22 protein-coding genes are annotated in these 26,575 nt (G+C 67.3%); 15 read left to right on the forward strand and 7 right to left on the reverse strand.

From position 1 onward, the window contains the following. Positions 1-17: 17 nt before the first annotated feature. Positions 18-1,337, reverse strand: a complete 1,320-nt coding sequence (locus ACF09C_RS10855; RefSeq protein ID WP_392091016.1) for a S8 family serine peptidase — start codon at positions 1,335-1,337, stop codon at positions 18-20. A 1,115-nt stretch (positions 1,338-2,452) separates the two neighbouring features. Here ACF09C_RS10855 and ACF09C_RS10860 point away from each other — a divergent pair. After that, entirely contained in the window at positions 2,453-2,986 is a 534-nt protein-coding gene (locus ACF09C_RS10860; RefSeq protein WP_392091017.1) for an NUDIX hydrolase, read from the forward strand. On the opposite strand, the gene ACF09C_RS10865 is transcribed toward ACF09C_RS10860, so the two are convergent. Then, a complete protein-coding gene (locus ACF09C_RS10865) occupies positions 2,964-4,307 on the reverse strand; it encodes a helix-turn-helix domain-containing protein (RefSeq protein WP_392091019.1) in 1,344 nt (447 codons plus the stop codon). The genes ACF09C_RS10860 and ACF09C_RS10865 overlap by 23 nt on opposite strands. Positions 4,308-4,429: 122 nt before the next feature. Here ACF09C_RS10865 and ACF09C_RS10870 point away from each other — a divergent pair, with 122 nt between their 5' ends. From ACF09C_RS10870 to ACF09C_RS10880, 3 genes are all read left to right on the forward strand, one after another. Next, positions 4,430-4,660 carry a hypothetical protein gene (locus ACF09C_RS10870; protein WP_392091020.1) on the forward strand — a complete coding sequence of 77 codons (231 nt, stop codon included), beginning with the start codon at positions 4,430-4,432 and terminating at the stop codon, positions 4,658-4,660. Positions 4,661-4,977: 317 nt separating this feature from the next. Then, the gene (locus ACF09C_RS10875) at positions 4,978-5,109 is read left to right on the forward strand and encodes a hypothetical protein (RefSeq protein WP_361968777.1); all 132 of its coding nucleotides are present in this window, start codon (positions 4,978-4,980) and stop codon (positions 5,107-5,109) included. Positions 5,110-5,119: 10 nt separating this feature from the next. Then, positions 5,120-6,295: a methyltransferase domain-containing protein gene (locus tag ACF09C_RS10880; protein WP_392091410.1), complete on the forward strand. Its 1,176-nt coding sequence runs from the start codon at positions 5,120-5,122 to the stop codon at positions 6,293-6,295. 1,619 nt (positions 6,296-7,914) lie between these two features. On the opposite strand, the gene ACF09C_RS10885 is transcribed toward ACF09C_RS10880, so the two are convergent. Next, positions 7,915-8,325, reverse strand: a complete 411-nt coding sequence (locus ACF09C_RS10885; RefSeq protein WP_392091022.1) for a GntR family transcriptional regulator — start codon at positions 8,323-8,325, stop codon at positions 7,915-7,917. Between the two features lie 183 nt (positions 8,326-8,508). Here ACF09C_RS10885 and ACF09C_RS10890 point away from each other — a divergent pair, with 183 nt between their 5' ends. The 7 genes from ACF09C_RS10890 (at position 8,509) to ACF09C_RS10920 (ending at position 15,531) form a co-directional block, all read left to right on the forward strand. Further along, positions 8,509-8,883 carry a hypothetical protein gene (locus ACF09C_RS10890; RefSeq protein WP_392091023.1) on the forward strand — a complete coding sequence of 125 codons (375 nt, stop codon included), beginning with the start codon at positions 8,509-8,511 and terminating at the stop codon, positions 8,881-8,883. Then, the gene (locus ACF09C_RS10895) at positions 8,880-9,092 is read left to right on the forward strand and encodes a hypothetical protein (RefSeq protein ID WP_392091024.1); all 213 of its coding nucleotides are present in this window, start codon (positions 8,880-8,882) and stop codon (positions 9,090-9,092) included. The genes ACF09C_RS10890 and ACF09C_RS10895 overlap by 4 nt, the downstream gene beginning before the upstream one ends. After that, complete coding sequence (locus ACF09C_RS10900) at positions 9,089-10,504, forward strand: cell division protein FtsK (RefSeq protein WP_392091025.1); 1,416 nt, start codon at positions 9,089-9,091, stop codon at positions 10,502-10,504. Before ACF09C_RS10895 ends, ACF09C_RS10900 begins: the two co-directional genes overlap by 4 nt. A 50-nt stretch (positions 10,505-10,554) precedes the next feature. After that, positions 10,555-11,301 (forward strand): DUF2637 domain-containing protein, encoded by a 747-nt coding sequence (locus tag ACF09C_RS10905; RefSeq protein ID WP_392091026.1) that lies wholly within the window; start codon positions 10,555-10,557, stop codon positions 11,299-11,301. 131 nt (positions 11,302-11,432) lie between these two features. Beyond that, positions 11,433-12,896, forward strand: coding sequence for a replication initiator (locus tag ACF09C_RS10910; protein WP_392091027.1), 1,464 nt, complete (start codon positions 11,433-11,435; stop codon positions 12,894-12,896). Positions 12,897-13,147: 251 nt separating this feature from the next. After that, entirely contained in the window at positions 13,148-14,695 is a 1,548-nt protein-coding gene (locus ACF09C_RS10915; protein WP_392091028.1) for an AAA family ATPase, read from the forward strand. A 239-nt stretch (positions 14,696-14,934) separates the two neighbouring features. After that, positions 14,935-15,531 carry a hypothetical protein gene (locus ACF09C_RS10920; protein ID WP_392091029.1) on the forward strand — a complete coding sequence of 199 codons (597 nt, stop codon included), beginning with the start codon at positions 14,935-14,937 and terminating at the stop codon, positions 15,529-15,531. A 73-nt stretch (positions 15,532-15,604) separates the two neighbouring features. Here ACF09C_RS10920 and ACF09C_RS10925 read toward each other — a convergent pair whose 3' ends face one another. Together ACF09C_RS10925 and ACF09C_RS10930 are read right to left on the reverse strand one after the other, a co-directional pair. Next, positions 15,605-17,038: a recombinase family protein gene (locus ACF09C_RS10925; RefSeq protein WP_392091030.1), complete on the reverse strand. Its 1,434-nt coding sequence runs from the start codon at positions 17,036-17,038 to the stop codon at positions 15,605-15,607. A gap of 212 nt (positions 17,039-17,250) precedes the next feature. Then, positions 17,251-18,120, reverse strand: coding sequence for a Yip1 family protein (locus tag ACF09C_RS10930; RefSeq protein ID WP_392091031.1), 870 nt, complete (start codon positions 18,118-18,120; stop codon positions 17,251-17,253). 217 nt (positions 18,121-18,337) lie between these two features. Here ACF09C_RS10930 and ACF09C_RS10935 point away from each other — a divergent pair, with 217 nt between their 5' ends. Beyond that, on the forward strand, positions 18,338-19,327 hold the full coding sequence (locus ACF09C_RS10935; protein WP_392091032.1) for a hypothetical protein: 990 nt from the start codon (positions 18,338-18,340) through the stop codon (positions 19,325-19,327). A gap of 84 nt (positions 19,328-19,411) precedes the next feature. On the opposite strand, the gene ACF09C_RS10940 is transcribed toward ACF09C_RS10935, so the two are convergent. Then, the gene (locus tag ACF09C_RS10940) at positions 19,412-21,688 is read right to left on the reverse strand and encodes a (Fe-S)-binding protein (RefSeq protein WP_392091033.1); all 2,277 of its coding nucleotides are present in this window, start codon (positions 21,686-21,688) and stop codon (positions 19,412-19,414) included. A gap of 167 nt (positions 21,689-21,855) precedes the next feature. Further along, on the reverse strand, positions 21,856-22,374 hold the full coding sequence (locus ACF09C_RS10945; protein WP_392091034.1) for a sugar transferase: 519 nt from the start codon (positions 22,372-22,374) through the stop codon (positions 21,856-21,858). A 316-nt stretch (positions 22,375-22,690) separates the two neighbouring features. Between ACF09C_RS10945 and dnaK the strand changes: the two genes are divergently transcribed. The 3 genes from dnaK (at position 22,691) to dnaJ (ending at position 26,572) form a co-directional block, all read left to right on the forward strand. Further along, positions 22,691-24,544, forward strand: coding sequence for a molecular chaperone DnaK (gene dnaK, locus ACF09C_RS10950; RefSeq protein WP_362415054.1), 1,854 nt, complete (start codon positions 22,691-22,693; stop codon positions 24,542-24,544). Further along, entirely contained in the window at positions 24,544-25,191 is a 648-nt protein-coding gene (gene grpE / locus ACF09C_RS10955; protein ID WP_392091035.1) for a nucleotide exchange factor GrpE, read from the forward strand. The genes dnaK and grpE overlap by 1 nt, the downstream gene beginning before the upstream one ends. Positions 25,192-25,381: 190 nt before the next feature. Further along, positions 25,382-26,572 carry a molecular chaperone DnaJ gene (dnaJ, locus tag ACF09C_RS10960; protein ID WP_392091036.1) on the forward strand — a complete coding sequence of 397 codons (1,191 nt, stop codon included), beginning with the start codon at positions 25,382-25,384 and terminating at the stop codon, positions 26,570-26,572. Positions 26,573-26,575 lie beyond the last annotated feature (3 nt).

Below are 26,575 nucleotides of genomic sequence, written 5' to 3' on the forward strand. Positions count from 1 at the left end.
CCGCCAATTTCGCCCGGTCAATGAGCCAGCAGCATAGTCAGGGCCGCTATGGGATCGACTACCCCGTAGCCATAGTTGTAATCAAATCCGTACTTGCTGATGGCCTCGGCCGTCCGCCGCAGGGTGGCTCGCATGTTCCCTGGACTCGCCACTCTTCTCGGGCATGAGCTGCGTAGAGCGGCCACGACACCGCTGGCCACGGCGCAGGCCGCGGAGGTCCCGACGTCTGCCATGAAGCAGTTGCTGCCGGCGAAGTGGGTATAGGTGCACAGGTCGGGTTTCTCGTCGGCTAGGCGTCCCGGCCCTTGCGTAGAGTAACCGACGCGGCGCTTAGAGATGTCGACGCCGCCGACGGTCAGGACTTGTGGATGAGAGTTTGCTCCGACAAGTGGACGCTGTTGAAAGCTGCACTCGGGGCATTCTTGGCCGCAGTTTCCGGCAGCGAACAGTATGTCTGCACCTGCTTTCGCGAGTGTGGACACGGCTATGTTGAATGGATGCGATGGATTATCTGTGTAATTCCCCGGGTCGCCAACGGCATAGTCATCCGACGGTGACTTCACCCCCCAGCTGTTATTCACAACCAGAGATTCCTTATCCTCTGGCATAGATTCCAGCAGGGTGCGCAGATGGGCGAACGCTGCGACTGCGTCTGACAAACGCCCTTCGATTGCGGAGCCGCCTGGGCGATTTGACAGAAGGACGGGCAAATCGAGAATATTCGCAGACGGGGCTGCGATGAGAGCGTCGAAAGCGCACATGGATCCGTGAGGTGTAGCCGAGTGCTTGCCGGGGTTTTGTCTCACGCTTGAAGGTGCCCAACTGCGCTCGACGTCCAGCTTTATCTCCCGGCCCAGGGATGCCTCGACGACTTCTCTACTTATTCCGGTGTCCAGCACGGCAATGGTTGCCAGGTGGCCGTCGCAGCCTTGCTCGCTCAGATCGCCAGTTCTCAAGAGGGAGGCAACGTCTCCCCAATTGCCCACGGCGGGCTCGTCCATACAGCTTGTCAGTGGTTCTATGCTTGGGTCCGCGAATATCTCCGCACCCGCTTGCCGCGACGCTATTCGTCGGTCGCCGATTACCTCAACGGCATTGTCCGAGATCTCACCGCGGACCAGGAACTTCGCTGTTGTAGGTGCGTCCATGGCGCTCAGATCATCGATCGTTGCGATACTGGCATGCGTCATAGCGACCGGTGCGTAGTCGTCGTCTAGGACTATTCCAGGCATTGACCGAATGGCGGTAGTCGTTGCCAGGTCTGCTACCGCGGCTCCGTTGCCGAGTGCATCACGGATGTCCTCCGGAATAGGGCGCACTTGGAGCATGATGTGCATGTTCGACCCCTCGTAGAGAGCTCTCTACATGCTTTCCTCCTCCATTGTCCCTCCCGAAGGTGGGTCCGTCCACTTGACGCTGGCACTGAGTAGGTGGCGGCGTGTGATTCCTTAGGTGCTTTTGCAGTATTTATCCAGCAGTCTTTGTGCTGCCTTGTGTGCTGCGCGGGCATCCTTTACTCGTGTCACGAGCCAAGTAGACGCTCCTCCGGATAGAAGGGAGCCGCAAAGGGCTACAACTTGCGGTCCCGTTGGGGCCGAGTCCCAAACGCGCCAAATACCTCCGAGCAGCAATAGCACCGCAGCCAGCGAGAGTACGAGGAGTAGGAACTGATAGATGGCCAGGAAGATGAACTGCATCTTCTCCTCACGTCGTACTGTCGCGCAGATCGCAGAAGGCTTCCCGCCCCCGAAGGTCATATCTGCGCCGGCCAACGTGCTTTCGAGCTCCGCTACTAGTCGCTGATGGTGGTTGACTGCCATACGGCCTCCTCCTTGTAGATATCTGGAGTTTGACACGGCTGCTTGCCGGCTGCTCGAGACGCGCCGGGATTCTGACCTGCATGTGCTTTTGATGAGAAATGCTTAACGGCTGAATCGTGAGGTGCTTATACGTACGGGCAAGTGTGACTGGTGTGCCTTTCTAGCTGATCCCAGTTGGCGAATCTGTCGATACCAAATGAGAGTGCAGGCGACGCTCGGGGGGGGCAAGGAGGCGCTCGGCCCTGTGCTCATTGTTTCGGTGGTGTCGGCGAGCCGGATATGTTGCGTTCGATGGTTCACCGATGGTGGCCCAGGCGCTGGGAGGAAACGATGCTTCTGAGGCAGTCGTAGCCTTTCTCGGCGTGCCCCGGTTCGAGTCGTCGTCTCCGCGACGAGAGCGGGCGGCGGTGTGCCCCATACGGTGCGATGTGGCACGAACGCAATCGCCTAATGTGCCAGCCGCAGTGCTTGCACCCGCTGCTGCCGTGGGGTAGCCAGTGGCAGCAACCGGTCAGCAATCTCCCGCCGCGACAGATGGCCCTTTCTCGTCAAGGTGACGTGAATTTGCCCAAGCTGGCCATCTGGGCTAGCCGCTCTGCGATGCTGGGGGCTGATCGAGAGGGGCAGCAGCGATGCAGTGGAAGATCCACGGGGAACGTCCGATCTATGAGAACCAGTGGGTCAACCTCTGGTTGACCGATGTGGAGCAGCCAGACGGGCGCCGGTGGGAGTACCACGTCGTCAAGCTCCGGCACCTGGCCGTGGCCGCCGTGATCAACGACAAGCAAGAGATCCTGATGATGTGGCGGCACCGCTTCATCACGGACTCCTGGGCCTGGGAGCTGCCCATGGGCCTCGTCGAGGACGGCGAGGGCCCCGCTGACGCTGCCGCCCGTGAGGTCCTGGAGGAGACGGGCTGGCGGCCTGGGCCGATGAAGCCGCTGATCTACGCGGAGCCGGCCAACGGGATCACCGATTCCCAGCACCACCTGTTCCGCGCCGACGGTGCTACGTACGCCGGTCCGCCCACCGAGAAGAACGAGTCCGATCGGATCGAGTGGATCCCGCTGGCGGATATCCGAGGCATGATCGACCGCCGCGAGATCGTGAGCAGTGGATCTCTCGTCGGCCTCCTGTACGTGCTCATGGACGAGGGAATCCGCTGACCTGAGAGGGCAGGAGATCCCGTAGCCGTGACTCGAAAGCCAGGGCTACGGGCTCCCGCCGATGCGGGGCCAGCTCGTCGTAGAACTCGCGCAGGTGTCCCGCCACGCGCTCGGAGGCGACCGACGAAGCGGACTGCAACGCCTCCGTGGCCGTCTGGCACGCCTGGTCCAGCTTGCCGAGTCGGAGCTGAGTGCGCGCGAGCCAGAACGAGTGGAACGCCCGTCCTCGCTGATTGGTGCTGTTCTCCCGCCTCAGGGCGTCGGCGATCAGGGGCTCGGCGGTCGCCGCCTCACCCAGACGGCCGTGGGCGATGCCGGTGTCGACGATGAGCTTGGTCTCGTCGAAGTAGGTCACCCACGCGGGGTCAGGGTCGCTGTCCCGGATTCGCTCGAACTGACGATGAGCCTCGGTGATCGCCGCGTGGGTGGCCGTGTGGCTGCCCAGGGACGCATGGGCGAACGCCTCCCGCAGGGAGAGCATGGAGAGGACTCGCGGGGTGGTGCCGACTGCGGCGCGGGCCTCGTCCTGGGCGGCGTTGACGAACGCCAACGCGTCCCCGGGCTTGTCCTGGTACGTGGCTTGCAGGCTCATGCAGGCCAGCACGTTGGCCATGAACTGGCGGTCGTCGATCTCCCGGGCGAACTGCAAGGACTCGGTGAAGTAGGCCCGAGCTTGGTTGTACTGGCGCGCGTCGAAGTGGGTCCAGCCGGTGAGGCGCGCGAGCTCGGCAGCCACGCCGTACAGGCCGTGCTGGATCGGTGCGGGGCGGTGCTCCTTCAGGAGCTCGACGACGTAGCGGAGCTGCCCGACCACCGCCGGCCTCAAGGCTTCCCCGCCGTGCTGGTCGTCCCGTCGCCAGTAGTCCTCGATCGACGAACGCAGTGCCTGAAGCGTCGACGGGCTCGGGTTGGCCCGTGAGGTGAGAGCAAGAATGCTGTCCACGTCGGAGCCGGGCAGAACGGCCGGAGTCGGCGTTGCTGGGACTGACGGCTGAGGCGATTCCTGTTCGGTGACGCCGAGTCCGACAGGGGTTTCCCAATCTCGGCGGGCAAGTCCGAGCATGTGTCCTGGGATGCGTAAGCCGTCCGCGATGCGCTCGATCACGTCCATGTGGAGCAACTGGCGGCGTCCGGCCATCACTTCACCGACACGGCTCGGGGTCAGATCACACCGCCGCGCGATCATGGACGGATAGATGCCCGCGCGGGTCTTCACCAGCGAGAACACGCGCGCGAAGTCCCGGACCCGACACGCCTTGATCATCTCGGGATCGGTGAGCAGGCCGGCAGGTAGCTCCTGCGGACGAGTCGGCTCGGGCATCGGGCAAGCTCCCACATGAGGGCCACGCAACGTCGTTGATTCTCTACCTCCCGTGACTTTACCCAAGTTGGGTAATCAGCCGGACCTTTTGGCGGCGGCCCACAGATCGCGATCCTCAGTGCATGGCGAGCAACCAGCAGACCAGACCGGACATCGGTGAAGTGGCCAAGGACCTGGCCAGTGGGCGCATTGGCGTCGTCATGGGCGAGGTCGGTGGCCGCGTGCAACTGCGGCCGATGCGAGGGGGCATCGAATGGGAAGCCATGCCCGACGACGTCGTGGCACCCAAGGCGCGGGAAGAGCTGAGTGCGCGCCTGGACGTGAGGAACAGCAACAGCCGGTCCGGTCTGTGATGCGCGTCATCGGCCGGTACGCCGGGGTCCTGTTCATCATCTGCATCAGCGGCTCGTGCGGCCTGGTGCTGGGCATGGCCCTGGGCACCAGCCACTAGACCGGTTCCCCTGGACGGGTGCCAATCCATGGCTCCCCCGTCCCCGTCCAGGGGGACCTTCCACACGCGCCTCCTGTCCGCCTATGAGTTCAGCTCGGCGGCCGGCGGCTACTACCGATGATCTCCCGCCCTCGGTCTTCCGGCCGCAATGGGTCGTGACGGGGAGACCGAGGGCGGGTTGCACCGCGTTCGTTGACAGCGACTACATAGGGAGCATCCATGGGATGGGGAACTGGTAAGGGCGGAAGTGGCGGCGACGGCAAGCACTCGGGCGGCAAGGACCCGGGTACGTCCAAGCCTTCGCCGGACACCAAGTCGCCCAAGGCCGACCCGAAGCACAAGAAGGACTGAGGCAGTGACCATGGACGATGCGGCGGCCGAGCAGATCGCGATGCGTGGTCTGCTCGGCGAGGTCACCGCGGATCTCGGCGTGCCCCTGGCGCGTGGGTGGGAGGAGGCGTTCTGGGCGGTGCGCCGGCACCGCTTCCTTCCGGACCGCGTCTGGCTCGGTGCCGACCTGTACCCGTGCGACCGGAACACTGATCCGGGCGGATGGCTGAGCGCGGCCTACGCGGACGACTCGGTCGTGACGCAGATCAACGACGGGCACGCCCCCGCCGTTGCCGAATCGTGGGCGTCTTCCTCGGCGTCCGCGCCCTCGATCGTGTTCCGCATGCTCGACATGCTGGACGTGACGAGCGGACACAGGGTGCTGGAGGTGGGTACGGGAACGGGCTGGAACGCCGGTCTCCTCGCCCACCGCCTGGGGGCGGACCACGTGACCACGGTCGAGGTCGACCCGGTCCTTGCCGTCCAGGCGGCGCTGAACCTCAAGAAGGCGGGCCTTGAGCCGGAAGCGATCTGCGGTGACGGCGCGGCCGGCTACCCGGCCTCGGCTCCGTACGACCGGATCATCGCCACGTGTTCCGTGCGGGAGGTGCCTCGTGCCTGGGTGGAGCAGACCCGCCCGGGTGGGGTGATCCTCACGCCGTGGGAGACCCCGTGGGTCTGCTACGGGCTGGCGCGCCTGGTCGTGGATGCCCAGGGACTCGCTTCGGGCTGGTTCCATCCGCACTCGGCGTTCATGCTGATGCGCAACCAGCGGACGGACCTGCGGATCTTTCGAGACGTGGTGCGGGATGACCATGTGCCTGCTGAGTCCTCGACCGTTCTGTCTCCGTGGGCGGTCACGGGCAATGACTGGGCCGCCCAGTTCGCCGTCGGCCTCCAGACGCGGGACGTGTGGAGGTCCTGGCACGACAACCCCGACGTGGACGGGGTGGCCTCGCGGCTCTGGCTGGCCACCACGGACGCCACCTCATGGGCGGCGGTCGACTGGGACGGGCGGAGCGAGGACCGGTTCACGGTCTGGCAGCACGGGCCGCGTCGGCTGTGGAACGAGGTGGAGGCGGCTCATGCCTGGTGGCACAACGTCGGCAGGCCGGGCCCGGAACGTTTCGGCCTGACCGTGCGGACCGACGGTGCGCACGCGCCGTGGCTCGACCGGCCCGATCAGATGGTGCCCGCTACGGGCTGAGCTACGACAACGAGAGACCGGACCACCCCTCGCCTGGACAGCATCCGGGGTGGTCCGGTCGTGGAATCCCTGTTCAGGACCCCGGTGCCGATGGTACCGGGGTGGTCGTCGTGCCAGGAGAACGGGCTGAGGCCAACCCCGCTTTCGACTCGTCGAGTTGGAGAGGGGCGCGTGGCGTGAGGTTCGGGCGAGCTTGTTGTCCTGGTGAGTTGGTGGGTGGTGCACGTGGCATCGCGTCCGGCTGGAGCGGCTTTGGCCGGTGGCCTGCCCGGTCTGGGGTCGGGCATGTTCAGGGGGCCGTACGCTGGCCGGCAACTCGGGCAGGCTTTGCCCCTGCCCGGAATTTGAACGAGTGGCCCCCTGGACTTGCCCGACGCGGGACCCGGACCGGGGAGGTGGGTAAAGCCGTGGAAGCCGGTCGCCCCGGCCACAGGGCCTCGGCCACGTGCCGCGCTTCCGTGAACGTCGGTGGGATCGGCTCGTGGGGGCTGGCGTGCTGGTGCTCCAGTACGCGGACATCTGCCGGGTCCCTCGCGGGGGCTGCCTGGCGGTGCGACTGCGGGCGGTTGGGTTGCTTCCTGACTCATCCGGTTCGCCTTCGGGCTTTTGCGGCGCGAGTGGGCCGGCCGCCGGAGCGGTGGCGGAGACAAGGAGCGTCGGCGGCCTGGAGCCGCCGCGCCGCGCGGCCCGCGTGCGGGCCGCCTTGATCCAGTAAAGAAACTCTTAACAGCTCTGCTTTCGCACGGTACTTGGCCGTTCCCTGGCGAATCGATTCCGCGCGGCCTCCGCGTCTCTGGCAACCAAGGGTCTGCATGTCCCAGTGATGACGGTTCATGGCGGTCTGTTCCACGGTTTGGCGGGACTTATCCACAGGCTCGGGATTGCAGGGTGGTCCTCGGTGGGCGGCTCGGACTCACCGCGGTGGGGTCTGTTGCAGATTCTTCGGCCGCGGGTGTCACACGGGGCCTGCTTTTCGCACTTGCGGAAGGTGAAGGGCGCGAGACAGGTGTGGAGGGAGCGCATGAGAAACGGACGGCGTCAGGAGTGCCTTCCTGGGTGGGAAACGGCGGAACATAGCCGACGATCGCCGGTTAGCCAAACCGGGGATTCTCCGGAACATAGAAGGGCCGGAAGCGAAAGGAGGTCGGAAGGCGTGATGCATCTTGATGCGGCGTGTGCATTTTTCCCGGGAGTGTGGCCAAGATGTGGCCGCGACGTCGGCGGGGCCGGCTCTCCCTTGTGCCGTCCGTCATGCGGGACGGCCTCAACGGTCGTTTCCCGTCTGGTGGCACCCGGAGGTCGTGACGGCGGACGGGGCTGGCGAGGGCGGCTAGACCTGGAGGTCGCGGGGCGTTCGGCCGACGGGCTTGCCTGGGGTGGTGTCCGGCTTGCCCGCTGGAATGGGCAAGCCCTCGGAGGTGAACGGGCAAGCCGTGGGCAAGCTTTCGGGCAGGCCCCGGTGAGTTGTATCGAGCGCGTCAGCAAGGAACGGCACGACATGAACGGGGCGGGTATGAAGAAGCACGAGGCGGCGGAGATTGCGGCTCGCTTGGCGAAGATGGAGCGGAAAGTGGCCCGCCTGGAGGAGTTGGTGCGTCAGGCCGGTGAGCAGAGGGCCGCTATGGCTTCTTCGGCTTCTCGCTGACTCCGGCGAGCTGCTGAAAGACGTTCAGAAGGCTGTCCAATCTGGCGTCGATCGCGTTCAGGCGCTCGGACAGCTCGACGTATTCGGGTGTGGGCATGTGCCGGTACGCCCCCGGCTCGTCGGTGTCGGCCTTCCGGCTGGTGCTGGCCGGCAGTGTGTCGACGACGAAATTGCCCACACCCGGCCTGGAGTAGATCAAGCCCTCGTCTCGCAGGACGCGCAGAGCTGAGCGGGCGGTCATGTTCGCGATCTCGTACTCGGCTTCGAGGTCGCGGGACGACGGGACGCGCTCACCCGGCTTGATGCGGCCGGACCGGATCTGTTTGCGGATCTCGTCGGCAACCAGCTGGTACGGCGGAGTGTGGGAGTCCCTCGGCAAAGTCATGTGCCGAGGGTAGCCCGCCTAGCACACCAATCGCACTAGGACACCTGAATACAGGCCCCCGTGCTCACTGGGCTAGCTGGATCTCTGCACCAGGTGCGCTAGGTGCTTGACGGGGGCGACGGGGGTGGTGCACTGTAGTGATCACGCCGCACCGAGCGGCACCGAACGAAAGGAAGTTCATCCATGGCGCGTATCCGCGTTGGCTTCACCAGCACGACCCGTCACATGCTCGGCGTCCTGCCCACCCCGAAGTTCACCGACATGGAGAAGACCCAGCTCGCCACCGACCGCGAGACCGGCGAGCCGCTCTACACGGTCACCGTCTTCGCGATGGAGGACGGCGCCGCCGAGGCGATCAAGGTCACGATCCCGAAGAGCGGCCTGCCGAACGGGCTGAACGTCGGGGCGTTCGTGCGACCGCTGGACCTGTTCGCCACTCCGTGGGCGCGGGTCTTCAACGGTCAGCTTCAGGACGGCATCGCCTACCGGGCCTCGGGCCTGGAGGTGCTCGCCATGGCCGCCCCGATGGGCGACGAGCCGGACGGGATCGCCGCGTGACGGGCGCTGTCGGGTTCCGGTTCGGCGCTGAGCGGGTCTATCCACTCGCTCACGCCGGACCGGACCCCCGGTTCTCCGAGTCCCTGATCAACTCCGTGGCCGCCGTTCTCGTCGGCTACGGCTACCCGCCCTTCGAGTCCCCGGAGGACTGGGCGGGCCTCGAAACGGCCCTCGCGGGCTACCTCTACGAAAGGAAGGACACGACGTGACTGTGGGGGAGGTGACGGGCTACGCCCCGCTCGTGGTCGGGGCGGGCCTGGTCCTCATCGCCGTGTGGGCGGCCGTCTGGCTCGTCCGCTACGCGATGGCGGAGACCGACACGCGGGCCAGCATCCGGCAGGCGATACGGGTTCGCCGGACCTGGAAGCGGCTCGCGCCGATGGCGGGGCTGTCGGTCACGGACAAGACCCCGCCCGCGTTGGCCTCGCTGACGAACAGCGACGGCAAGCCGCCCAAGCCACGGGTGCTCATCCCCGTGTTGAAGGTGAAGCCCGATCGGTTCGGCGTCGTCGTTCGGGCGAACTGCCTGCCGAAGGTGGGGCTGGAGGAGTTCCAGAAGGCGGCCCCGTATCTGGCGGACGCCTGGCGGTGCACGCGGGTGTCGGTTGTCCAGGACAAGCCCGGTCAGGTGCTGATCCGTGGTGTTCGCGTTGATCCGCTGCTGACGCCGACCACGCACGTCCCCTCCGGGCAGGCCCCGGAGAAGCTGGTGTGGTGGGAACTCGGCCTGGACGAGTACGCCCAGCCCATCGCCGTGAACCTGGCCGAGGTGCCCGGGGTGACCATGGCCGGCCTGCCCGGCTTCGGCAAGACCTCGACGGTCAACCGCTTCATCTGCGACTGCGCCCCCTCACCGGCCGTGCAGATCGCGGTTGCGGACGGCAAGGTGTCGGCCGCGTACGAGGGCGACTACGCCGACCTGGTCAGCCGGTTGTTCGCCTTCGTCGGCGACGACCTGGACGACGCCAACGCGCTGTTCAAGCGGCTCGTCAAGCTACGCCGTGACCGGTCCGCCGCGATCAAGACCGTGCTCGGACGCAAGGACATGTGGCACGTCGGCCCGTCTGCCGCGTGGCCGTGGACGGTGCTGATCATCGACGAGGCGCACACCTACTTCCGCGACCACAAGGGCTCCGACAAGGAGTCCAAGCGCCTGGCCGCCCTGGCGGCCGAGAACACCCGGCTCGTGGAAGAGCTGGTCAGGAAGGGCCGCAGCGTCGGAATCCTGGTCATCCTCATCACGCAGAAGCCCACGGGCGATGCCATCCCCACCTCCATCCGGGACGTGTGCCCGGTCGGCATGTCCTTCGCGCAGAAGACCGCCGACGCGGCCGTGGCCGCCCTCGGGGAAGACATCCGCGCCTGGCCCGACGCCAATCCGACGACGCTGCAGGACCCCGCCTATGTTGGCGTCGCGGTCATGAACAGTCCTGGCAAGGCGGGCTTCACCCGCCTGCGTACCCCGTACGTCGAAGAGGAGGACGCCGCCCGCATCGCTGCCGAGACCGCCCACCTCACGGCCGACCCCGCAGACCTGCTCGCTGCCCAGCTCCCCGCCGGCAGCGACCTCACCAAGCACGACGACACGGACGACGGCGACGGCGTGCCGCTCGCTGCCTGACCCCGCCCCTCGCTCGACGCTACGCATCGTTGGAAGGAGGTGAACCCCCAATGACTGAGGACCGGATCACTCAGCGCACAGTGACCGTGGTCATGGTCGTCATTGCCGCCCTGGCCTTCGTCTTCTCCTTCGGCAATGTCTGGGCCCTCGCCCTGCGGCTCGGCATCCCCGAGCCCATCGCACCGCTTATCGCTCCGATGGTGGACCTGTCCGTGGTCGGACTCCTGGTCGCCCTGCGCTACCTCTCCCTGCGCGGTGTCCCACCGGAGCAGATGAAGGCCGCTACCCGGCTGATGCACTTTTCCGGCCTGCTGACCCTGGCCCTCAACATCGCCGAGCCCCTGGCCGCCGGCCACTATGGCCGTGCCGCCGTGGACGCTGTGGCTCCGCTACTCCTCCTCGGCTGGGGAGCCGTCGGCCCCCAGCTCCTCCGGGCCTTCCACACCATCGGCACCCCCGCGCCCGTCCCCGTCGTCACGGAGCCGAGACCGGAACCCGGGCCCGTTCCCGCGCCGGTCGTCCCGGCTGAGAAGGACGAGCCTGCCGCCAACCCGGCCCCTGCCGATCCGGCCCCCGTGCCCGAGTCCGCACCCGTGACGGCCCCGCCCCCGCCCGTGCCCGCCCCGGCCCTGGTGCCTGCGGTCAAGGTGCCCGAGCCGCTGCTGAACGAAGCGCGGTCGATCGCGAACGCCCACCGCGTCCAGCACGGCGAGCCCATCACCACCGCTCAGCTCAAGGCGCGGCTCGGCGTCGGCCTGCCCATGGCCACCGCCCTTCACTCGGCCCTGACGGCCTGACCTTCCCGCCGGCCTTCCGGCTCCCCTCCCGTACCCGGCCCCCAAGGGGTCGGTCCGCCATGCCCCGAGCAGCCCGCACATCCGTCGGCCTGCTCGGGGCCCAACCCAGCACGAAGGGAGAACCCCGCCCCATGAAGCGCCCCCTGGACCTGCGCCACGTCGTCAGCCCCGCCCTGCGGGACCTGATCGAGCTGGCCCACCTCGAAGACTTCGACCGCGTGACGGAGCAGGTCCGCAACGTCCGCGGCTGCACCCGCCCGGTCAACCTCGTCGGCCACACCGCCACCCTCGACGCCGCTACCCGCACTGTGGTCCGCGCCTACTCGACCGCCGACGAACCCATCGGCCGACTCCTCACCACCTGCGGCAACCGCCGCGCCTCCCGCTGCCCGGCCTGCTCCCGCGTCTACGCCGCAGACACCTACCACCTGATCAAGGCCGGACTCTCCGGTGGCAAGACCGTCGCGGAAGACGTCCGCACCCACCCCCGCGTCTTCGCCACGCTCACCGCGCCCTCCTTCGGCCCGGTCCACAACCGTCCCACCACACCCTCGGGCAAGCCCCTGGAATGCCGCTGCGGCCGGCACCACGCCGAAGACGCCCCCGTCCTTGGCACGCCGCTCGCCCCGGCCTCGTACGACTACACCGGCGCCGTGCTCTGGAACGCGCATGCCGGGGCGCTCTGGGCACGCTTCACCATCTACCTCCGACGCGAACTCGCTGCCCAACTGGGCATCACACAGAAGGCGTTGAAGGCTGCTCTGCGTGTCTCCTTCGCCAAGGTCGCCGAGTACCAGAAGCGCGGCCTGGTCCACTTCCACGCCGTGATCCGCCTCGACGGCCCCGACGGACACACCACCGCGCCCCCGCCCTGGGCCACCCTCGATGCCCTGGACCACGCCGCACGCGCCGCTGCCCGACGCGCTCAGCTCACCATCGAGTCGGACGCCGTGGGCGAACGCGTCATCGCCTGGGGCGAGCGCATCGACGTGCGGGAGATCAAGGCCCTGGGGGACGGCGAGCTCACTGACCAGAAGGTGGCGGCCTACGTCGCCAAGTACGCCACCAAGAGCGCCGAGGGCTCCGGAACGGTTGACCGCACCCTTGTCTGCCGTGCTTGCGCTGGACGCGGCTACACCAGCGGTCCGGATGGCTTCCGGGACCTGTGCGCCGACTGCGACGGCACTGGGCAGGCCGAACCGCTGCGTGACCTCCGGGTGCAGCAGCACGTGCGGCAGATGATCCGTACCGCCTGGGCGCTCGGCCACCTGCCGGAATTCGCGGACCTCAAGCTGTGGAAGTGGGCCCACATGCTCGGCTTCCGGGGCCACTTCTCCACCAAGTCCCGCGCCTACTCGACCACCCTCGGCGCGCTCCGCGACGTACGCCGCGCTTGGCGCACTGCCCAGGCCGAGGCAGCCCGCGTCCGCGCCGGCCACCCGGCCCCCGACGAGAACACCACCCTCGTGACGGAATCCTCCTGGGCTTACCTCGCTTCCGGCTACCGCCCCGGCGAAGAACTCATTGCTGCCCAGGTTCGCCAAGACCTCGCCGACTCCGAACGCTGTAGGACGGAAGGGGAGCCCCGGCGGTGAGCGTCGCAATCCAACCGCCCGTTCAGCTACGCCCAATGGCTAGTGACGATGAAGCAGAGCGAGAGGTTGCGTGGCTGAAGCGACACCTGGCCCGTGCCCCCGAACGTGACGAGGAGTGGATCCGCCGCGCACTGCTGCTTCAGGGAAAGCAGTGATTGCCGTCCGCCTCCTGGAGCCGCGGCATAGGATCTGGGAGGCGGGACGGTGCCGTGGGGGCTGACAGCTCACTCTCCCGCGACGAGGGAGAAGCCGTGCAGTTCATCGTTCAGGCAGACGGCCAGCCCGTGCACGTCGGTTCCGAGGCCCTGGTCTTGGAAGCTGGCGATTGGGACGATTTCGGCTTCCGGACCAGCTTCACCCTCTGGTACCGCAACTCAACCGATCTCAGGAATCTGGGATACGTCAAGGTCGCTGTCGCCGGGCAGGAGAGGGGCCCCCATCCTTTTCAGTACGGGACCTACTACGACCCACCGGCAGGTCCAATCTTCTCGCTCGGCCTGAGCGATGGCTACTACGACAACATCAGGAAACTCGGCTCTGAGAAGCGCGTCGAGATCCTCCACACTCTCGGCGATCTGGCCTACAGCCTCGACCGCTTCGAAGAGGCGAAGACGCATGAGGTGGTACGCACGTCGCTACTGCGGTCCGTGGAGGAGCAGACGGTCAGGGTTCAGTTCAACCGGATCGCGCGCGGCGGGGCTCGGCTGAGCGAGTACCGATTCAGTTACGTCGGACCGAGCCAGGATGCAGACAACCGCCTCCGCTTTGACGTCACCCCAGATACCCGACCGTCAAGCAATGTCCATGTAATCATCGGTCGCAACGGAGTGGGCAAGACCCACCTCTTGCGACGACTCGCCTCCGCCGTCGTACGCCCGGACATGCACGAACAGTTCGGGCGTGTGACGATGTCCCCTACTTCCACTTCGCCAGTGGGAGAACGCTTCGTCAACGTGGTCTCGGTGACCTTCAGTGCATTCGACCCGTTCACGACCGTTGAGACACTCGGCCGGCCTGGTGTCCCACTGCCTCCGAATGCAGTTGCCTACACCTATGTCGGCCTTCACCGCTCAGCGCGCACCACCGGGGGGCTGGAAACACCTCAGCATGAGCGTCTCCGGTCGGACTTCCGCGACGCCATTGCGCACGTCCGCCAAGCACACAACTTCTCGTCTTGGCGTCGCGCAGTGTTGACGCTCGGCCGAGACCCGCAGTTCGCCGAAACCGCGATCGCCTCCTACGCCGGCAATATGCGCGCTGGCATGAAGATCATGAACTCCCACCTGGATGCCTTGAGTGATGCCTTCGGGCGGTTGAGTTCGGGGCACGCAATAGTGGTACTCACCATGACAGAGCTCGTAGGACGTGTGGCTGAGCAGTCTCTGGTGCTTGTGGACGAGCCCGAGACGCACCTGCATCCACCGCTACTTGCTTCCTTCGTTCAGGCGATCTCCGATCTGCTGACTGAACGCAACGGCGTCGCAGTGATCGCTACGCATTCACCTGTGGTCCTCCAGACGGTCCCTCGCTCCTGCGTGTACAAGCTGATCCGGCACGGCGACGCCAGCCGTGTTGAGCGCCCGCAGATTGAGACGTACGGCGAGAACGTGGGCGTACTGACCCACGAGGTCTTCGGGCTGGAGGTCATGCAGTCGGGCTTTTACTCCGAGATCGCCGATGCGGTGGCCCAGCGGGACTCCTACGAGGAGGTTCTGGCCCACTTTGGCGGCAATCTCGGCGGAGAGGCCAAGGGGCTCGTGCGCATCCTGCTCTCGGAGAAAAGAGACGGGCTCCTTTGATGTGGCCATTGCCAGTACCCCTCCGTCAGGCAGATCGCAGCTACCTGGTGTGCGTCATCAAAACAGCCGAGGCCGAACGCCGTAAGCGACTGCTGAAGGCTGCAAGCACGGTACGGAAGGCCGGACAGGCTCTTCGTCAAGCCGCAGCCGCCAAGTCTCTGCATGACCTCGATCGAGAGGACTTCGCTGTCCCTCAGATCCCCACTGAGGACTTCGTGAAGTGGGCATACGGTAACGGCATGCAGACCGTCGCCGGCCGGAAGATCCGTGACGAGCTGATGACTGCTCCGATAAACGACCGGTGCCCACTGTGTCGGCAGGGCGCCGTCCGGGAGCTCGACCATTTCATGCCCAAGAGCTTGTTCCCCTCGCTGTGTGTCGACCCGCTCAACCTGGTCCCGGTGTGCGGTGAGTGCAACTCGATCAAAGGGAACATGAGTCCAGACCGCGCTGAGAACACACTCATGCATCCTTACCTCGACCGAATAGCCCACCAACGGTGGCTGGATGCCCGGGCAGTCCACGACTCCGGTTCTGTACGTCTGGAGTTCTTCGTCAGCCACCCGACCTCGTGGGATAGCACGCTCCGGGCGCGGATCGACCACCACTTCAAGGTCTTCAGTCTGGGCCATCGCTACGCGGTCGATGCGAACCGAGTCATCTGCGACGTGGCGCACCGCCTAGACCAACTACGGGCACGCCCTGGTGGTGCGGTTCTTGTCCGCGACTACCTACAGGACGAGGCTGAGACCCGGTTGTCCCAGGAACCCAATAGCATCGAAGGCGTGACCTACGCGGCGCTGGCAGCAGACGACTGCTATTGCAGGGGCGGCTAGTGGCCGACGCTGGCGAAGGACCAAGTGGCGCAGGGAGATGGGGAGAGCCACGTGTGGCCGGGGGCTCTCTCGCTCAACGCCAGACTGGGTCGATCAGATCGGGGTCGAACTTCCTCTTGCCTCGCCCTGCGGGGTGGACGATCACGGCTGTGAGGCTGTGCAGCACGATCTCTCGCTGGCGCTCGATCGGGAGATCGAAGAACTCTGCCTCGGTCAGATCTGCCGTGTTCCCCTTGGCCTCCGCCTGCTTCTGTTCCTTGTAGAAGCGGGCTCTTTCCAGCTTCAGGGCGTCCCGCTCACGCTCCTTGTCGGGGAGGAGTTGGAGGAGCGTGGAGACGGTGATCGTCTTGGCCTTCTCCGCCTCGATGAGCTGGGCGATGTCGAGAAGAAGAGATTCCAACTCCTCTTCCTTGGGCCACCGTTCCTCGGCCGGCACGGCCGTTGTGGCGGCCTTCTCTCGCTGCTCCTGGAGGACGAGGCGGGCAATGAGCTTGTCCACGGGCTCGCCGACGCGGCCGACTTTGCCGCAGCCGCCGTTCACCCCGGAGCACTGGTAGGTGTACTGCGCGCCCTTGGAACCCGGCTTCCATCTGGCGTTGACCTGCCCCCGGATCTTGTTCTTGCACAGGCCGCAGCGGGCGATCCCGGAGAGCAGGTACTTACGCGCGAGGGACTGGCCGGTCTTGTTCTGCTTGCGCTCGGCGATGGCCGCGCAGACGGCCTCCCACTCCTCCGGGGTGTTGATCGTCTCCCACTCGCCCTTGACGGGCTTGCCGTCCTCGCCGTGCAGGATCTCGCCGTGGTACGTCCGGTATCCCACCAACCTCGGGTTGGTCAGGATGTGCTCGACGTGGTGGTGGGCCATGCGCTTGGTGCCGGCGCGAGGGTTGCCCAGTCCCTCTTCCTGCCACCGCGTGCGGATGGTGCCGATGCGCACCCCGGCAAGCACTTCCTTCTGTGCCGCGCGGATGTGCGCTGCCGCCTCGGGGTCCACCTTGTCGCGGTCGTCCTTCCGCCACCCGTACGGTGCCGGACCGCCGTTGCTCTTGCCCTGCTGTGCCAGCTCCAAGTGCTTGCGCTTGATGCGCCGCGACGTGTCGTGCGACGACTTGTTAGCGAACGCCACCATGATCCGGGCCATGGTCCGCCCGTCGGCCGTGCCGAGATTCACATCGTTGGTGACCGTCGCGAACTCCAGCCGCGGGCGCTCGTCGAAGATCTCGATCAGGCGCTCAAGGTCGCGGGGCTGGCGGGCCAGGCGGTCGAGGTCGTACGCCACGACTCCGTCGATCAGGCCGGCTCGGAGATCCTTGAGCATGAGCTCGAACTCTTCGCGGACGACGTTCCGCTTGAACGCGGACACGTCGTTGTCCTCGTAGATCTTCACCGGCTGCCAGGTACGGAGATCCGCCAGACGCTCGCAGTCCTGGCGCTGGCGGGCCACGCCGAGTGCGTCCCCCTCGTCGTCGCGAGAGATACGGGTGTAGATCCCCACCTTGCGTGCCACGATCGGGGCCTCCCCTGCCTGCGACCACTCCGACGATGCAGGATGAGGTTACTACCCTCATACAGTCCATTTGCCATGGTCCGTCGAGCCGCCCGTCGTGCGTCGCGAGGGTCAGGTTCTCGACGCCTGAGTCGATGACTGTGTGTGCGTACGTCAAAGGCCCCCGCCCTGGTCGGCGGGGGCCTTTCGCGTCGACGCGTACGGCTTACGGCTTACAGCATGCCCAGCTTGATCAGTGACAGCAGCGCCACCAGCTGGATCGCCGACGCTCCCAGCGCCTTCGGCCACGGCAGGTCGTGCGAGCGGCTCACCATCGCCGTGAACAGCGCGCCCGCCGCCAGCCAGGTCAGCCAGCCGAGGACCTGGACCAGGCCGTTCTCGCCGCCCAGGAACATCGCGAAGAGCAGGCGGGGCGCGTCCGTGATCGACATGATCAGCATGGACAGGCCGACCGTCGGCTGCCAGCTGCCGTCGCCGCCCAGCTGCCGGGCGAGGGTGTGCGTCACCGCGCCCATGATCAGGCCGGCCACGACGAAGCCCACGCCCGTCATCAGGATCATGGGGATCGCCATCGACAGCGGCGCGTCGATCGCCTCGTCACGCGCCTTGTCGAAGCCGAAGATCGCCAGCAGGCCGTAGAGGAACGTCACCGTCAGCGCCGGGCCCCAGACAGCGTGGTCGCGCATCTGCAGGAACGTCGGACCCGGGCGCAGCACGATGCCGCTGAGCAGGGCCTTCCAGGGCAGCCGCGGGCCCGTGGGGACGGGGGCGCCGCCGCCCGCGTCGTACGTGGCCGCGTCGCCGTAGGGGTCCTCGTTCACGCTGAACATCTGCGTGTGCCCCGGCGTGTTCGCCGCGTACTGCTGCTGCTGATGGTGCTGCTGCTGCGCTCCGTACGGGTCCCCGAAGTACTCCGGCTCTCCGTACCCGCCGCCGCCCTGCTGCGGGGCCTGCTGGGGCCACTGCTGCGGGTGGTGGGGGCTCGGAGGCGCGTTGTTGTACCCGTACGGCGCCTGCTGCGGTTGTTGTTGCGGGGGGCGGTTGTTGTTCCGGCCGCCGCGTCCGTTCCTGAATCCAGCCACGTCATTGAACGTACCCGTTCACGCGCGGGGTCCGTGCCTCAGCCCCGTAGCTGCCACTGAGCTGTGACATCCCCTAGGGGCTTTCCCGGGCCGACTGTTACACGGGCGAGGGGTGGCCTATACATCGCATCCGTAGCTTTGTGGGTGTTGCAGGACGAAACGCACCAAAGAGCGCCAAGCGCGCCAAACGCACTGAACAGGTATTCAAGGGGTCCTCATGCGCGTCACCCGTCGCACCATCCGTACGGCAGCCATCGCCACCGGCACCATCGCCGCCCTGGCCCTCCCCACCGCCGGCGCCTTCGCCGCCGACAACCCTGCCGAACAGGGTGATCAGGGAAGCCAGAGTGATCAGAGCAGCCAGAGCAGCCAGAGCGACCAGCAGCAGCCGCAGGTGGACCCGCCCGTCGAGCGCGCCTTCATCAAGTCCTTCAAGCTCGCCGACGGCTCCGTCGCGAAGGTCTACCAGACCGGCACCGACCAGTACGCCGCCGAGATCTGGGCCGGTGGGTCGCTGATCGACACCCTCACCACCACCGGCAGCCCCGCCTACGGGCAGAACAACGGCCTCCACGTCGTCCTCCAGCCCGACGGCACCGTCACCTCCTGGGTCGAGGGCGGTCCCAAGCCCGAGCCCAAGCCGGAGCCCAAGCCCGACGACAAGAAGAAGGACGGCCACAAGGACGGCCACAAGGACGTCTCCTCCGTTCGGATCACCCTGCCCGACGGGCGCGTCGCCAAGCTCGTGCAGGGGCCGCACGGGCCCCGTGCCGTGATCTCCATGCCGAACGGCAACCACCTCGGCACCCTCGACCTCAGGAACCCCACCGCCACCAACGACGGCTGGACCTACAAGATCGTCGTCGTCGGCAAGGGGCAGTACAGGTTCGTCGTCATCGACACCCCCAAGCAGGGCGGCAACAGCTGGGTGTACGACTTCCACGGCCGACTGGTCGAGAAGTACCAGGTCCAGAAGAAGCCCGCCAAGCCCACCAAGGCCGCCGACGAGAAGGTCACCTCCACCTCCACCCACCTCGTCCCCCAGGGCACTGTCCCCAAGGGCGCCGTGAAGGCCGGGGCCGAGAACGTCGCCGGGTTCTCCAGCCAGGCCGCCCTCGTCGGCGCCGGTGGTGGGCTCGCCGCCCTCGGGGCCGCCGGGCTCGGGTTCGCCCTCTACCAGCGGCGCGGGCAGCGCCAGGAGCGCTGACGGAAGCCGGAACACGGAACACGGAAGGGCCGCCCCGCGCGTCTCGCGCGGGGCGGCCCTTCTGCCGTGTCTGCGTACCGGGTCCTACTCCGCCGACACCGGCTCCGGCTCGTCCGCCGTTCCCTCGGCGTCCTCCGGCTTCGTCTTCACCGACTCGAGCAGCAGCTGGGCCACGTCCACGACCTGGACGGACTCCTTCGCCTTGCCCTCGTTCTTCTTGCCGTTGACCGAGTCCGTGAGCATGACCAGGCAGAACGGGCAGGCCGTCGAGACGATGTCGGGGTTCAGGGACAGGGCCTCGTCGACGCGCTCGTTGTTGATGCGCTTGCCGATCCGCTCCTCCATCCACATCCGCGCGCCACCGGCGCCACAGCAGAAGCCGCGCTCCTTGTGGCGGTGCATCTCCTGCTGGCGCAGGCCGGGGACGGCCGTCATGATCTCGCGCGGCGGCGTGTAGACCTTGTTGTGGCGGCCCAGGTAGCACGGGTCGTGGTAGGTGATCAGGCCGTCGACCGGGGTCACCGGGATCAGCTTGCCCTCGTCGATGAGGTGCTGGAGCAGCTGCGTGTGGTGGATGACCTCGAACTCGCCGCCCAGCTGCGGGTACTCGTTCGCGATCGTGTTGAAGCAGTGCGGGCAGGTCGCGACGATCTTCTTCGCCGACTTCGGCTTCTTCGTCGACTCGTCCACCCCCCCGTCCTCGTCGAGGGACTCGCCGAACGCCATGCTCAGCATCGCGACGTTCTCCTGGCCGAGCTGCTGGAACAGCGGCTCGTTGCCCAGGCGGCGCGGCGAGTCACCGGTGCACTTCTCCTCGCCGCCCATGATCGCGAACTTGACGCCCGCCATGTGCAGCAGCTCCGCGAAGGCCTTCGTCGTCTTCTTGGCCCGGTCCTCCAGGGCGCCGGCGCAGCCGACCCAGTAGAGGTAGTCGACCTCGGTGAGGTCCTCGACGTCCTTGCCGACGATCGGGACCTCGAAGTCGACCTCCTTGGTCCACTCGACGCGCTGCTTCTTCGCCAGGCCCCAGGGGTTGCCCTTCTTCTCCAGGTTCTTGAGCATCGTGCCGGCCTCCGACGGGAAGGCGGACTCGATCATCACCTGGTAGCGGCGCATGTCGACGATGTGGTCGATGTGCTCGATGTCGACCGGGCACTGCTCGACGCACGCACCGCAGGTGGTGCAGGACCACAGCACGTCCGGGTCGATGACGCCGTTCTCCTCGGCGGTGCCGATCAGCGGGCGCTCGGCCTCCGCGAGGGCGGCGGCGGGCACGCCGGCCAGCTGCTCCTCGGACGCCTTCTCCTCGCCCTCCATCGTCTTGCCGCCGCCGGCCAGCAGGTACGGGGCCTTGGCGTGCGCGTGGTCGCGCAGCGACATGATCAGGAGCTTGGGGGAGAGCGGCTTGCCCGTGTTCCAGGCGGGGCACTGCGACTGGCAGCGGCCGCACTCGGTGCAGGTGGAGAAGTCGAGGATGCCCTTCCAGGAGAACTGCTCGACCTGGGAGACACCGAAGACGGCGTCCTCGGCCGGGTCCTCCCAGTCGATCTCCTTGCCGCCCGTCGTCATCGGCTGGAGCGCGCCGAGGGCGGTGGAGCCGTCGGCGTTCCGCTTGAACCAGATGTTCGGGAAGCCGAGGAAGCGGTGCCAGGCGACACCCATGTTGGTGTTCAGCGAGACCGTGATCATCCAGGTGAAGGACGTGACGATCTTCAGCGCCGCGAAGAAGTAGGTGAGCTGCTGGATCGTGGAGAGGTCCAGGCCGTCGAGGAGCGCGATCAGCGGGTACGAGGCGAAGAAGCCCGGCTCCCAGCTGGTCACGTGGTGCTGGACGCCCTCGAGGGCGCGCAGCGTCATGATGCAGACGCCGACGATGAGGATGACGGCCTCGACGAAGTACGCCTGGCCGGTCTTGGAGCCCGCGAAGCGCGACTTGCGGCCCGCCCTGGTCGGCTTGGAGAGCTGCCGGATCACGATGAGGGTCACGATGCCGAGGACCGTCATCAGGCCGAGGAACTCGGTGAAGATCTCGTACGGCAGCCAGTCGCCGATGATCGGGATCAGCCAGTCGGCCTGGAAGAGCTGGCCGAAGGCGTTGACGATCGTCAGCAGCAGCGAGAAGAAGCCGACCGCCACGAACCAGTGCGCCACGCCGACGACGCCCCAGCGGTTCATGCGTGTGTGGCCGAGGAACTCCTTGACCAGCGTGATGGTGCGCTGCTTCGGGTCGCCGGTGCGCGTGCCCGCGGGCACGGGCTGGCCGAGCATCACGAAGCGGTAGATCTGCGCGGTGGCGCGGCCGAACAGCGCGACGGCCACCACCGTGATGGCGATCGACACGATGATCGCGGCGAGTTGCATGAGGGGCTCCTCGGGCGGGCCTGCGAGGCGGAGCGCCCGCACTCTCCAGTGTGGCGAGTGCGACGCTACTGAGCATGGCGCTACTAAGCGGTAACTTATTCAGTCCGTGCCGAGATTACCCCTTCACGGCTCCGCGCTGTAGCGGCGCCTGCGGTGATCTGTGTCGCTCAGGCAAGCCTTGCCGGGCGGGTCCGCCCGGCCGTGGGGCCGCTCGCCGCGCGACGTCGGCGGACTGCTGGAAGCGTACGCGCCAGGATGGCCAGGTCCATTCCGAGCCAGTGGTGGTCCACATAGTGGAGATCGAGCAGCTCGCGCTCCTCCCAGGGCAGCTCCGAGCGCCCGCTGATCTGCCAGAGCCCGGTCATGCCCGGGCGCACCGAGAGCCGGCGCCGGGACTCGCCGACGCACTCGCGGTGGCCGGGGGTGAGGGGGCACGGGCCGACCAGGGACATCTGGCCCCGTACGACATGTGCGAGGAGCGGGAGCGCGGCCAGGGGGCTCTTCGTGCGGAAGGTCGCCATCGTGAAGGGCTGCCCGTGCCGGCCGGCGACGGTCCTGCGGCGCAGCACCCCGCCCGGTCCCGCGGTCGCGAGTGCGACCGAGAGGGCGACGGCGGCGATCAGTGGGGAGAGGAGGGCCAGCAGGATCAGTCCGCCGAAGAGGTCGAGTGCGCGCTTGGCCGTCATGACGCTTCCCCACGCCCTTTCGGGTGACGTTCGCTCACGTGGCATTCATGGGATATTCGGGGTGTATGGATGTACGGGTGTATGCGCATGTGACCGCTACGCCCGCTTTGCCCTGTGAGGGCATCCCGGACTCTCTCACGCCGTACGGCCTCGAGCCGTGGACCGACGCGCCCCCGCCACCTCTTTGAGTGAGCCTCAGGACGAAGAGTTGAGTCGGCTCCACTCAGGTCTGTTGACGCACTCGATCTCGTCGTGCATCCTTGAGTCAGTTCCACTCAAGTAAGTCGGTAGTCAGCAGTCAGCTGGAGGAATCGAAATGGCACGTGCGGTCGGCATCGACCTGGGCACGACTAACTCCGTCGTCAGCGTTCTGGAAGGCGGCGAGCCCACCGTCATCACCAACGCCGAGGGCGCCAGGACCACGCCGTCCGTCGTCGCTTTCGCGAAGAACGGTGAGGTGCTCGTCGGCGAGGTCGCCAAGCGCCAGGCGGTCACCAACGTCGACAGGACCATCCGGTCGGTCAAGCGCCACATGGGCACCGACTGGAAGATCGACATCGACGGCAAGTCCTTCAACCCGCAGCAGATGAGCGCCTTCATCCTGCAGAAGCTGAAGCGCGACGCCGAGGCGTACCTGGGCGAGAAGGTCGTCGACGCGGTCATCACCGTCCCGGCGTACTTCAACGACTCCGAGCGTCAGGCAACCAAGGAGGCCGGTGAGATCGCGGGCCTCAACGTCCTGCGCATCGTCAACGAGCCGACCGCGGCCGCCCTGGCCTACGGCCTGGACAAGGACGACCAGACGATCCTCGTCTTCGACCTCGGTGGCGGCACCTTCGACGTGTCCCTCCTGGAGATCGGCGACGGCGTCGTCGAGGTGAAGGCCACCAACGGTGACAACCACCTCGGTGGTGACGACTGGGACCAGCGCGTCGTCGACTACCTGGTGAAGCAGTTCGCCAACGGTCACGGCGTCGACCTGGCCAAGGACAAGATGGCTCTCCAGCGTCTCCGCGAGGCCGCGGAGAAGGCGAAGATCGAGCTGTCGTCCTCCACCGAGACCTCGATCAACCTGCCGTACATCACGGCCTCCGCCGAGGGCCCGCTGCACCTGGAGGAGAAGCTCACCCGGGCGCAGTTCCAGCAGCTCACGGCCGACCTCCTGGAGCGCTGCAAGACGCCGTTCCACAACGTCATCAAGGACGCGGGCATCAACCTGTCCGAGATCGACCACGTCGTTCTCGTCGGTGGCTCCACCCGTATGCCGGCCGTCGCCGAGCTCGTCAAGGAGCTGACCGGTGGCCAGGAGGCCAACAAGGGTGTGAACCCGGACGAGGTCGTCGCCATCGGCGCCGCCCTGCAGGCCGGTGTCCTCAAGGGTGAGGTCAAGGACGTCCTGCTCCTCGACGTGACCCCGCTGTCCCTCGGTATCGAGACCAAGGGCGGCATCATGACCAAGCTCATCGAGCGCAACACCACGATCCCGACCAAGCGGTCCGAGATCTTCACGACGGCCGAGGACAACCAGCCGTCCGTGCAGATCCAGGTCTACCAGGGCGAGCGCGAGATCGCGGCGTACAACAAGAAGCTCGGCATGTTCGAGCTGACTGGTCTGCCGCCGGCGCCGCGTGGCGTCCCGCAGATCGAGGTCGCCTTCGACATCGACGCCAACGGCATCATGCACGTCACCGCGAAGGACCTGGGGACGGGCAAGGAGCAGAAGATGACCGTCACCGGCGGCTCCTCGCTGCCGAAGGACGAGGTCGACCGGATGCGCCAGGAGGCCGAGCAGTACGCGGACGAGGACCACCGTCGCCGCGAGGCCGCCGAGACCCGCAACCAGGGCGAGCAGCTCGTCTACCAGACGGAGAAGTTCCTCAAGGACAACGAGGACAAGGTCCCCGGTGAGGTCAAGACCGAGGTCGAGACCGCCGTCGCCGAGCTGAAGGAGAAGCTCAAGGGCGAGGACACCGCGGAGATCCGTACCGCCACCGAGAAGGTCGCGGCCGTCTCCCAGAAGCTCGGCCAGGCCATGTACGCCGACGCCCAGGCCGCGCAGGGCGCGCCCGGCGATGCCCCGCAGGGCGACGCCAAGGCCGACGACGACGTCGTGGACGCCGAGATCGTCGACGACGAGAAGCCCGGTGACGCGAAGGGCGGCGCTGTCTGATGACGGAGGAGACCCCGGGCTTCGAGGAGAAGCCCGACGTCCCCTCCGGCGCCGACGACGCCGCCGAGACCGCCGAGACCCCCTCCGCGGAGGAGGGCTCGGCGGCCCCGGCCGGGGACGCCGCACAGACGGCCGGCCTGACGGCCCAGCTGGACCAGGTCCGCAGCGCGCTCGGCGAGCGCACCGCAGACCTCCAGCGGCTCCAGGCCGAGTACCAGAACTACCGTCGGCGGGTGGAGCGTGACCGGGTCACCGTCAAGGAGATCGCGGTCGCGGGCCTCCTGACGGAGCTGCTGCCCGTGCTCGACGACATCGGTCGGGCCCGGGACCACGGCGAACTCGTGGGCGGCTTCAAGTCGGTCGCCGAGTCGCTGGAGACGGTGGCCGCCAAGATGGGGCTGCAGCAGTTCGGCAAGGAGGGCGAGCCCTTCGACCCGACGATCCACGAAGCCCTGATGCACAGCTACGCGCCGGACGTCACCGAGACGACCTGCGTGGCGATCCTGCAGCCGGGGTACCGGATCGGCGAGCGGACCATCCGGCCCGCTCGTGTCGCGGTGGCCGAGCCCCAGCCCGGGGCGACGCCGGCCGCGAAGGAAGAGAAGTCGGCAGACGAGGAGAGCGGTGGCTCCGAGGAGGGTGTGTGACACGACTCCGCGTGGATGAGGGAGCGGCGTCTGGTGCGTGCAGCTGCAAGGCGGAGGAGGGAGTCGACGCGGAGCGTCGGCGACTGACGACAACGCGGCAGATGTGCGTGCCGGGCGTCGCGAGCCCACGCGGAGTTGGGTCGCGCACCCTGCGGGCTAGCGCGAAGATCGTCCGGGAGGAGGGACGTCGATGAGCACGAAGGACTTCGTCGAGAAGGACTACTACAAGGTTCTCGGCGTCCCCAAGGACGCCACCGACGCCGAGATCAAGAAGGCGTACCGGAAGCTCGCCCGCGAGAACCACCCGGACGCCAACAAGGGCGACACGAGCGCCGAGGCGCGCTTCAAGGAGATCTCCGAGGCGAACGACGTCCTCGGCGACCCCAAGAAGCGCAAGGAGTACGACGACGCCCGCGCCCTGTTCGGCAACGGCGGCTTCCGGGCCGGCCCCGGCGGGCAGGGCGGATCGTTCAACTTCGACCTGGGCGACCTCTTCGGGGGCGCCCAGGGCCCCGGCCGCGCGGGCGGGGCCGGTGGCTTCGGCGGCGGCCTCGGCGACGTCCTCGGCGGCATGTTCGGCCGGGGCGCGGGCGGCGGCGCGGGCACGCGCACGCAGCCGCGCCGCGGCCAGGACATCGAGTCCGAGGTGACGCTCAGCTTCACCGAGGCCGTGGACGGCGCGACGGTGCCGCTGCGGATGTCCTCCCAGGCGCCCTGCAAGGCCTGTTCGGGCACCGGTGACAAGAACGGCACGCCCCGGGTGTGCCCGACCTGTGTCGGCACCGGCCAGGTCTCGCGCGGCAGCGGCGGCGGCTTCTCGCTCACCGACCCCTGCGCGGACTGCAAGGGCCGCGGCCTGATCGCCGAGACCCCCTGCGAGATCTGCAAGGGCAGCGGCCGGGCCAAGTCCTCGCGCACCATGCAGGTCCGCATCCCCGCCGGGGTCTCCGACGGGCAGCGGATCCGGCTGCGCGGCAAGGGCGCCCCGGGCGAGCGCGGCGGGCCGAACGGCGACCTGTACGTCGTCGTCCATGTCGACGCCCACCCGGTCTTCGGCCGCAAGGACGACAACCTGACCGTCACCGTGCCCGTCACCTTCGACGAGGCGGCGCTCGGCGGCGAGATCAAGGTGCCGACGCTGGGCGGCCCTGCGGTGACGCTGAAGCTGCCGGCCGGCACGCCCAACGGCCGGACCATGCGCGCCCGCGGCAAGGGCGCGGTCCGCAAGGACGGGACGCGCGGCGATCTGCTGGTGACGGTGGAGGTCGCGGTGCCCAAGGAGCTCGACGACAAGGCCCGCGAGGCCCTTGAGACCTACCGTCAGGCGACGGCGGGCGAGGACCCCAGGGCAGAGTTGTTCCAGGCCGCGAAGGGAGCTTGACCC

This window comes from Streptomyces sp. NPDC014870 (assembly GCF_043081505.1).
Classification (GTDB): domain Bacteria; phylum Actinomycetota; class Actinomycetes; order Streptomycetales; family Streptomycetaceae; genus Streptomyces.

Bases quoted from the DNA above. Each gene is read 5' to 3' on its own strand.
- ACF09C_RS10855 (WP_392091016.1), bottom strand. From the start codon at position 1,337: ATGCACATCATGCTCCAAGTGCGCCCTATTCCGGAGGACATCCGTGAT.
- ACF09C_RS10860 (WP_392091017.1), top strand. From the start codon at position 2,453: ATGCAGTGGAAGATCCACGGGGAACGTCCGATCTATGAGAACCAGTGG.
- ACF09C_RS10865 (WP_392091019.1), bottom strand. From the start codon at position 4,307: ATGCCCGAGCCGACTCGTCCGCAGGAGCTACCTGCCGGCCTGCTCACC.
- ACF09C_RS10870 (WP_392091020.1), top strand. From the start codon at position 4,430: ATGGCGAGCAACCAGCAGACCAGACCGGACATCGGTGAAGTGGCCAAG.
- ACF09C_RS10875 (WP_361968777.1), top strand. From the start codon at position 4,978: ATGGGATGGGGAACTGGTAAGGGCGGAAGTGGCGGCGACGGCAAGCAC.
- ACF09C_RS10880 (WP_392091410.1), top strand. From the start codon at position 5,120: ATGGACGATGCGGCGGCCGAGCAGATCGCGATGCGTGGTCTGCTCGGC.
- ACF09C_RS10885 (WP_392091022.1), bottom strand. From the start codon at position 8,325: ATGACTTTGCCGAGGGACTCCCACACTCCGCCGTACCAGCTGGTTGCC.
- ACF09C_RS10890 (WP_392091023.1), top strand. From the start codon at position 8,509: ATGGCGCGTATCCGCGTTGGCTTCACCAGCACGACCCGTCACATGCTC.
- ACF09C_RS10905 (WP_392091026.1), top strand. From the start codon at position 10,555: ATGACTGAGGACCGGATCACTCAGCGCACAGTGACCGTGGTCATGGTC.
- ACF09C_RS10910 (WP_392091027.1), top strand. From the start codon at position 11,433: ATGAAGCGCCCCCTGGACCTGCGCCACGTCGTCAGCCCCGCCCTGCGG.
- ACF09C_RS10920 (WP_392091029.1), top strand. From the start codon at position 14,935: ATGCAGACCGTCGCCGGCCGGAAGATCCGTGACGAGCTGATGACTGCT.
- ACF09C_RS10935 (WP_392091032.1), top strand. From the start codon at position 18,338: ATGCGCGTCACCCGTCGCACCATCCGTACGGCAGCCATCGCCACCGGC.
- ACF09C_RS10940 (WP_392091033.1), bottom strand. From the start codon at position 21,688: ATGCAACTCGCCGCGATCATCGTGTCGATCGCCATCACGGTGGTGGCC.
- ACF09C_RS10945 (WP_392091034.1), bottom strand. From the start codon at position 22,374: ATGACGGCCAAGCGCGCACTCGACCTCTTCGGCGGACTGATCCTGCTG.
- dnaK (WP_362415054.1), top strand. From the start codon at position 22,691: ATGGCACGTGCGGTCGGCATCGACCTGGGCACGACTAACTCCGTCGTC.
- grpE (WP_392091035.1), top strand. From the start codon at position 24,544: ATGACGGAGGAGACCCCGGGCTTCGAGGAGAAGCCCGACGTCCCCTCC.
- dnaJ (WP_392091036.1), top strand. From the start codon at position 25,382: ATGAGCACGAAGGACTTCGTCGAGAAGGACTACTACAAGGTTCTCGGC.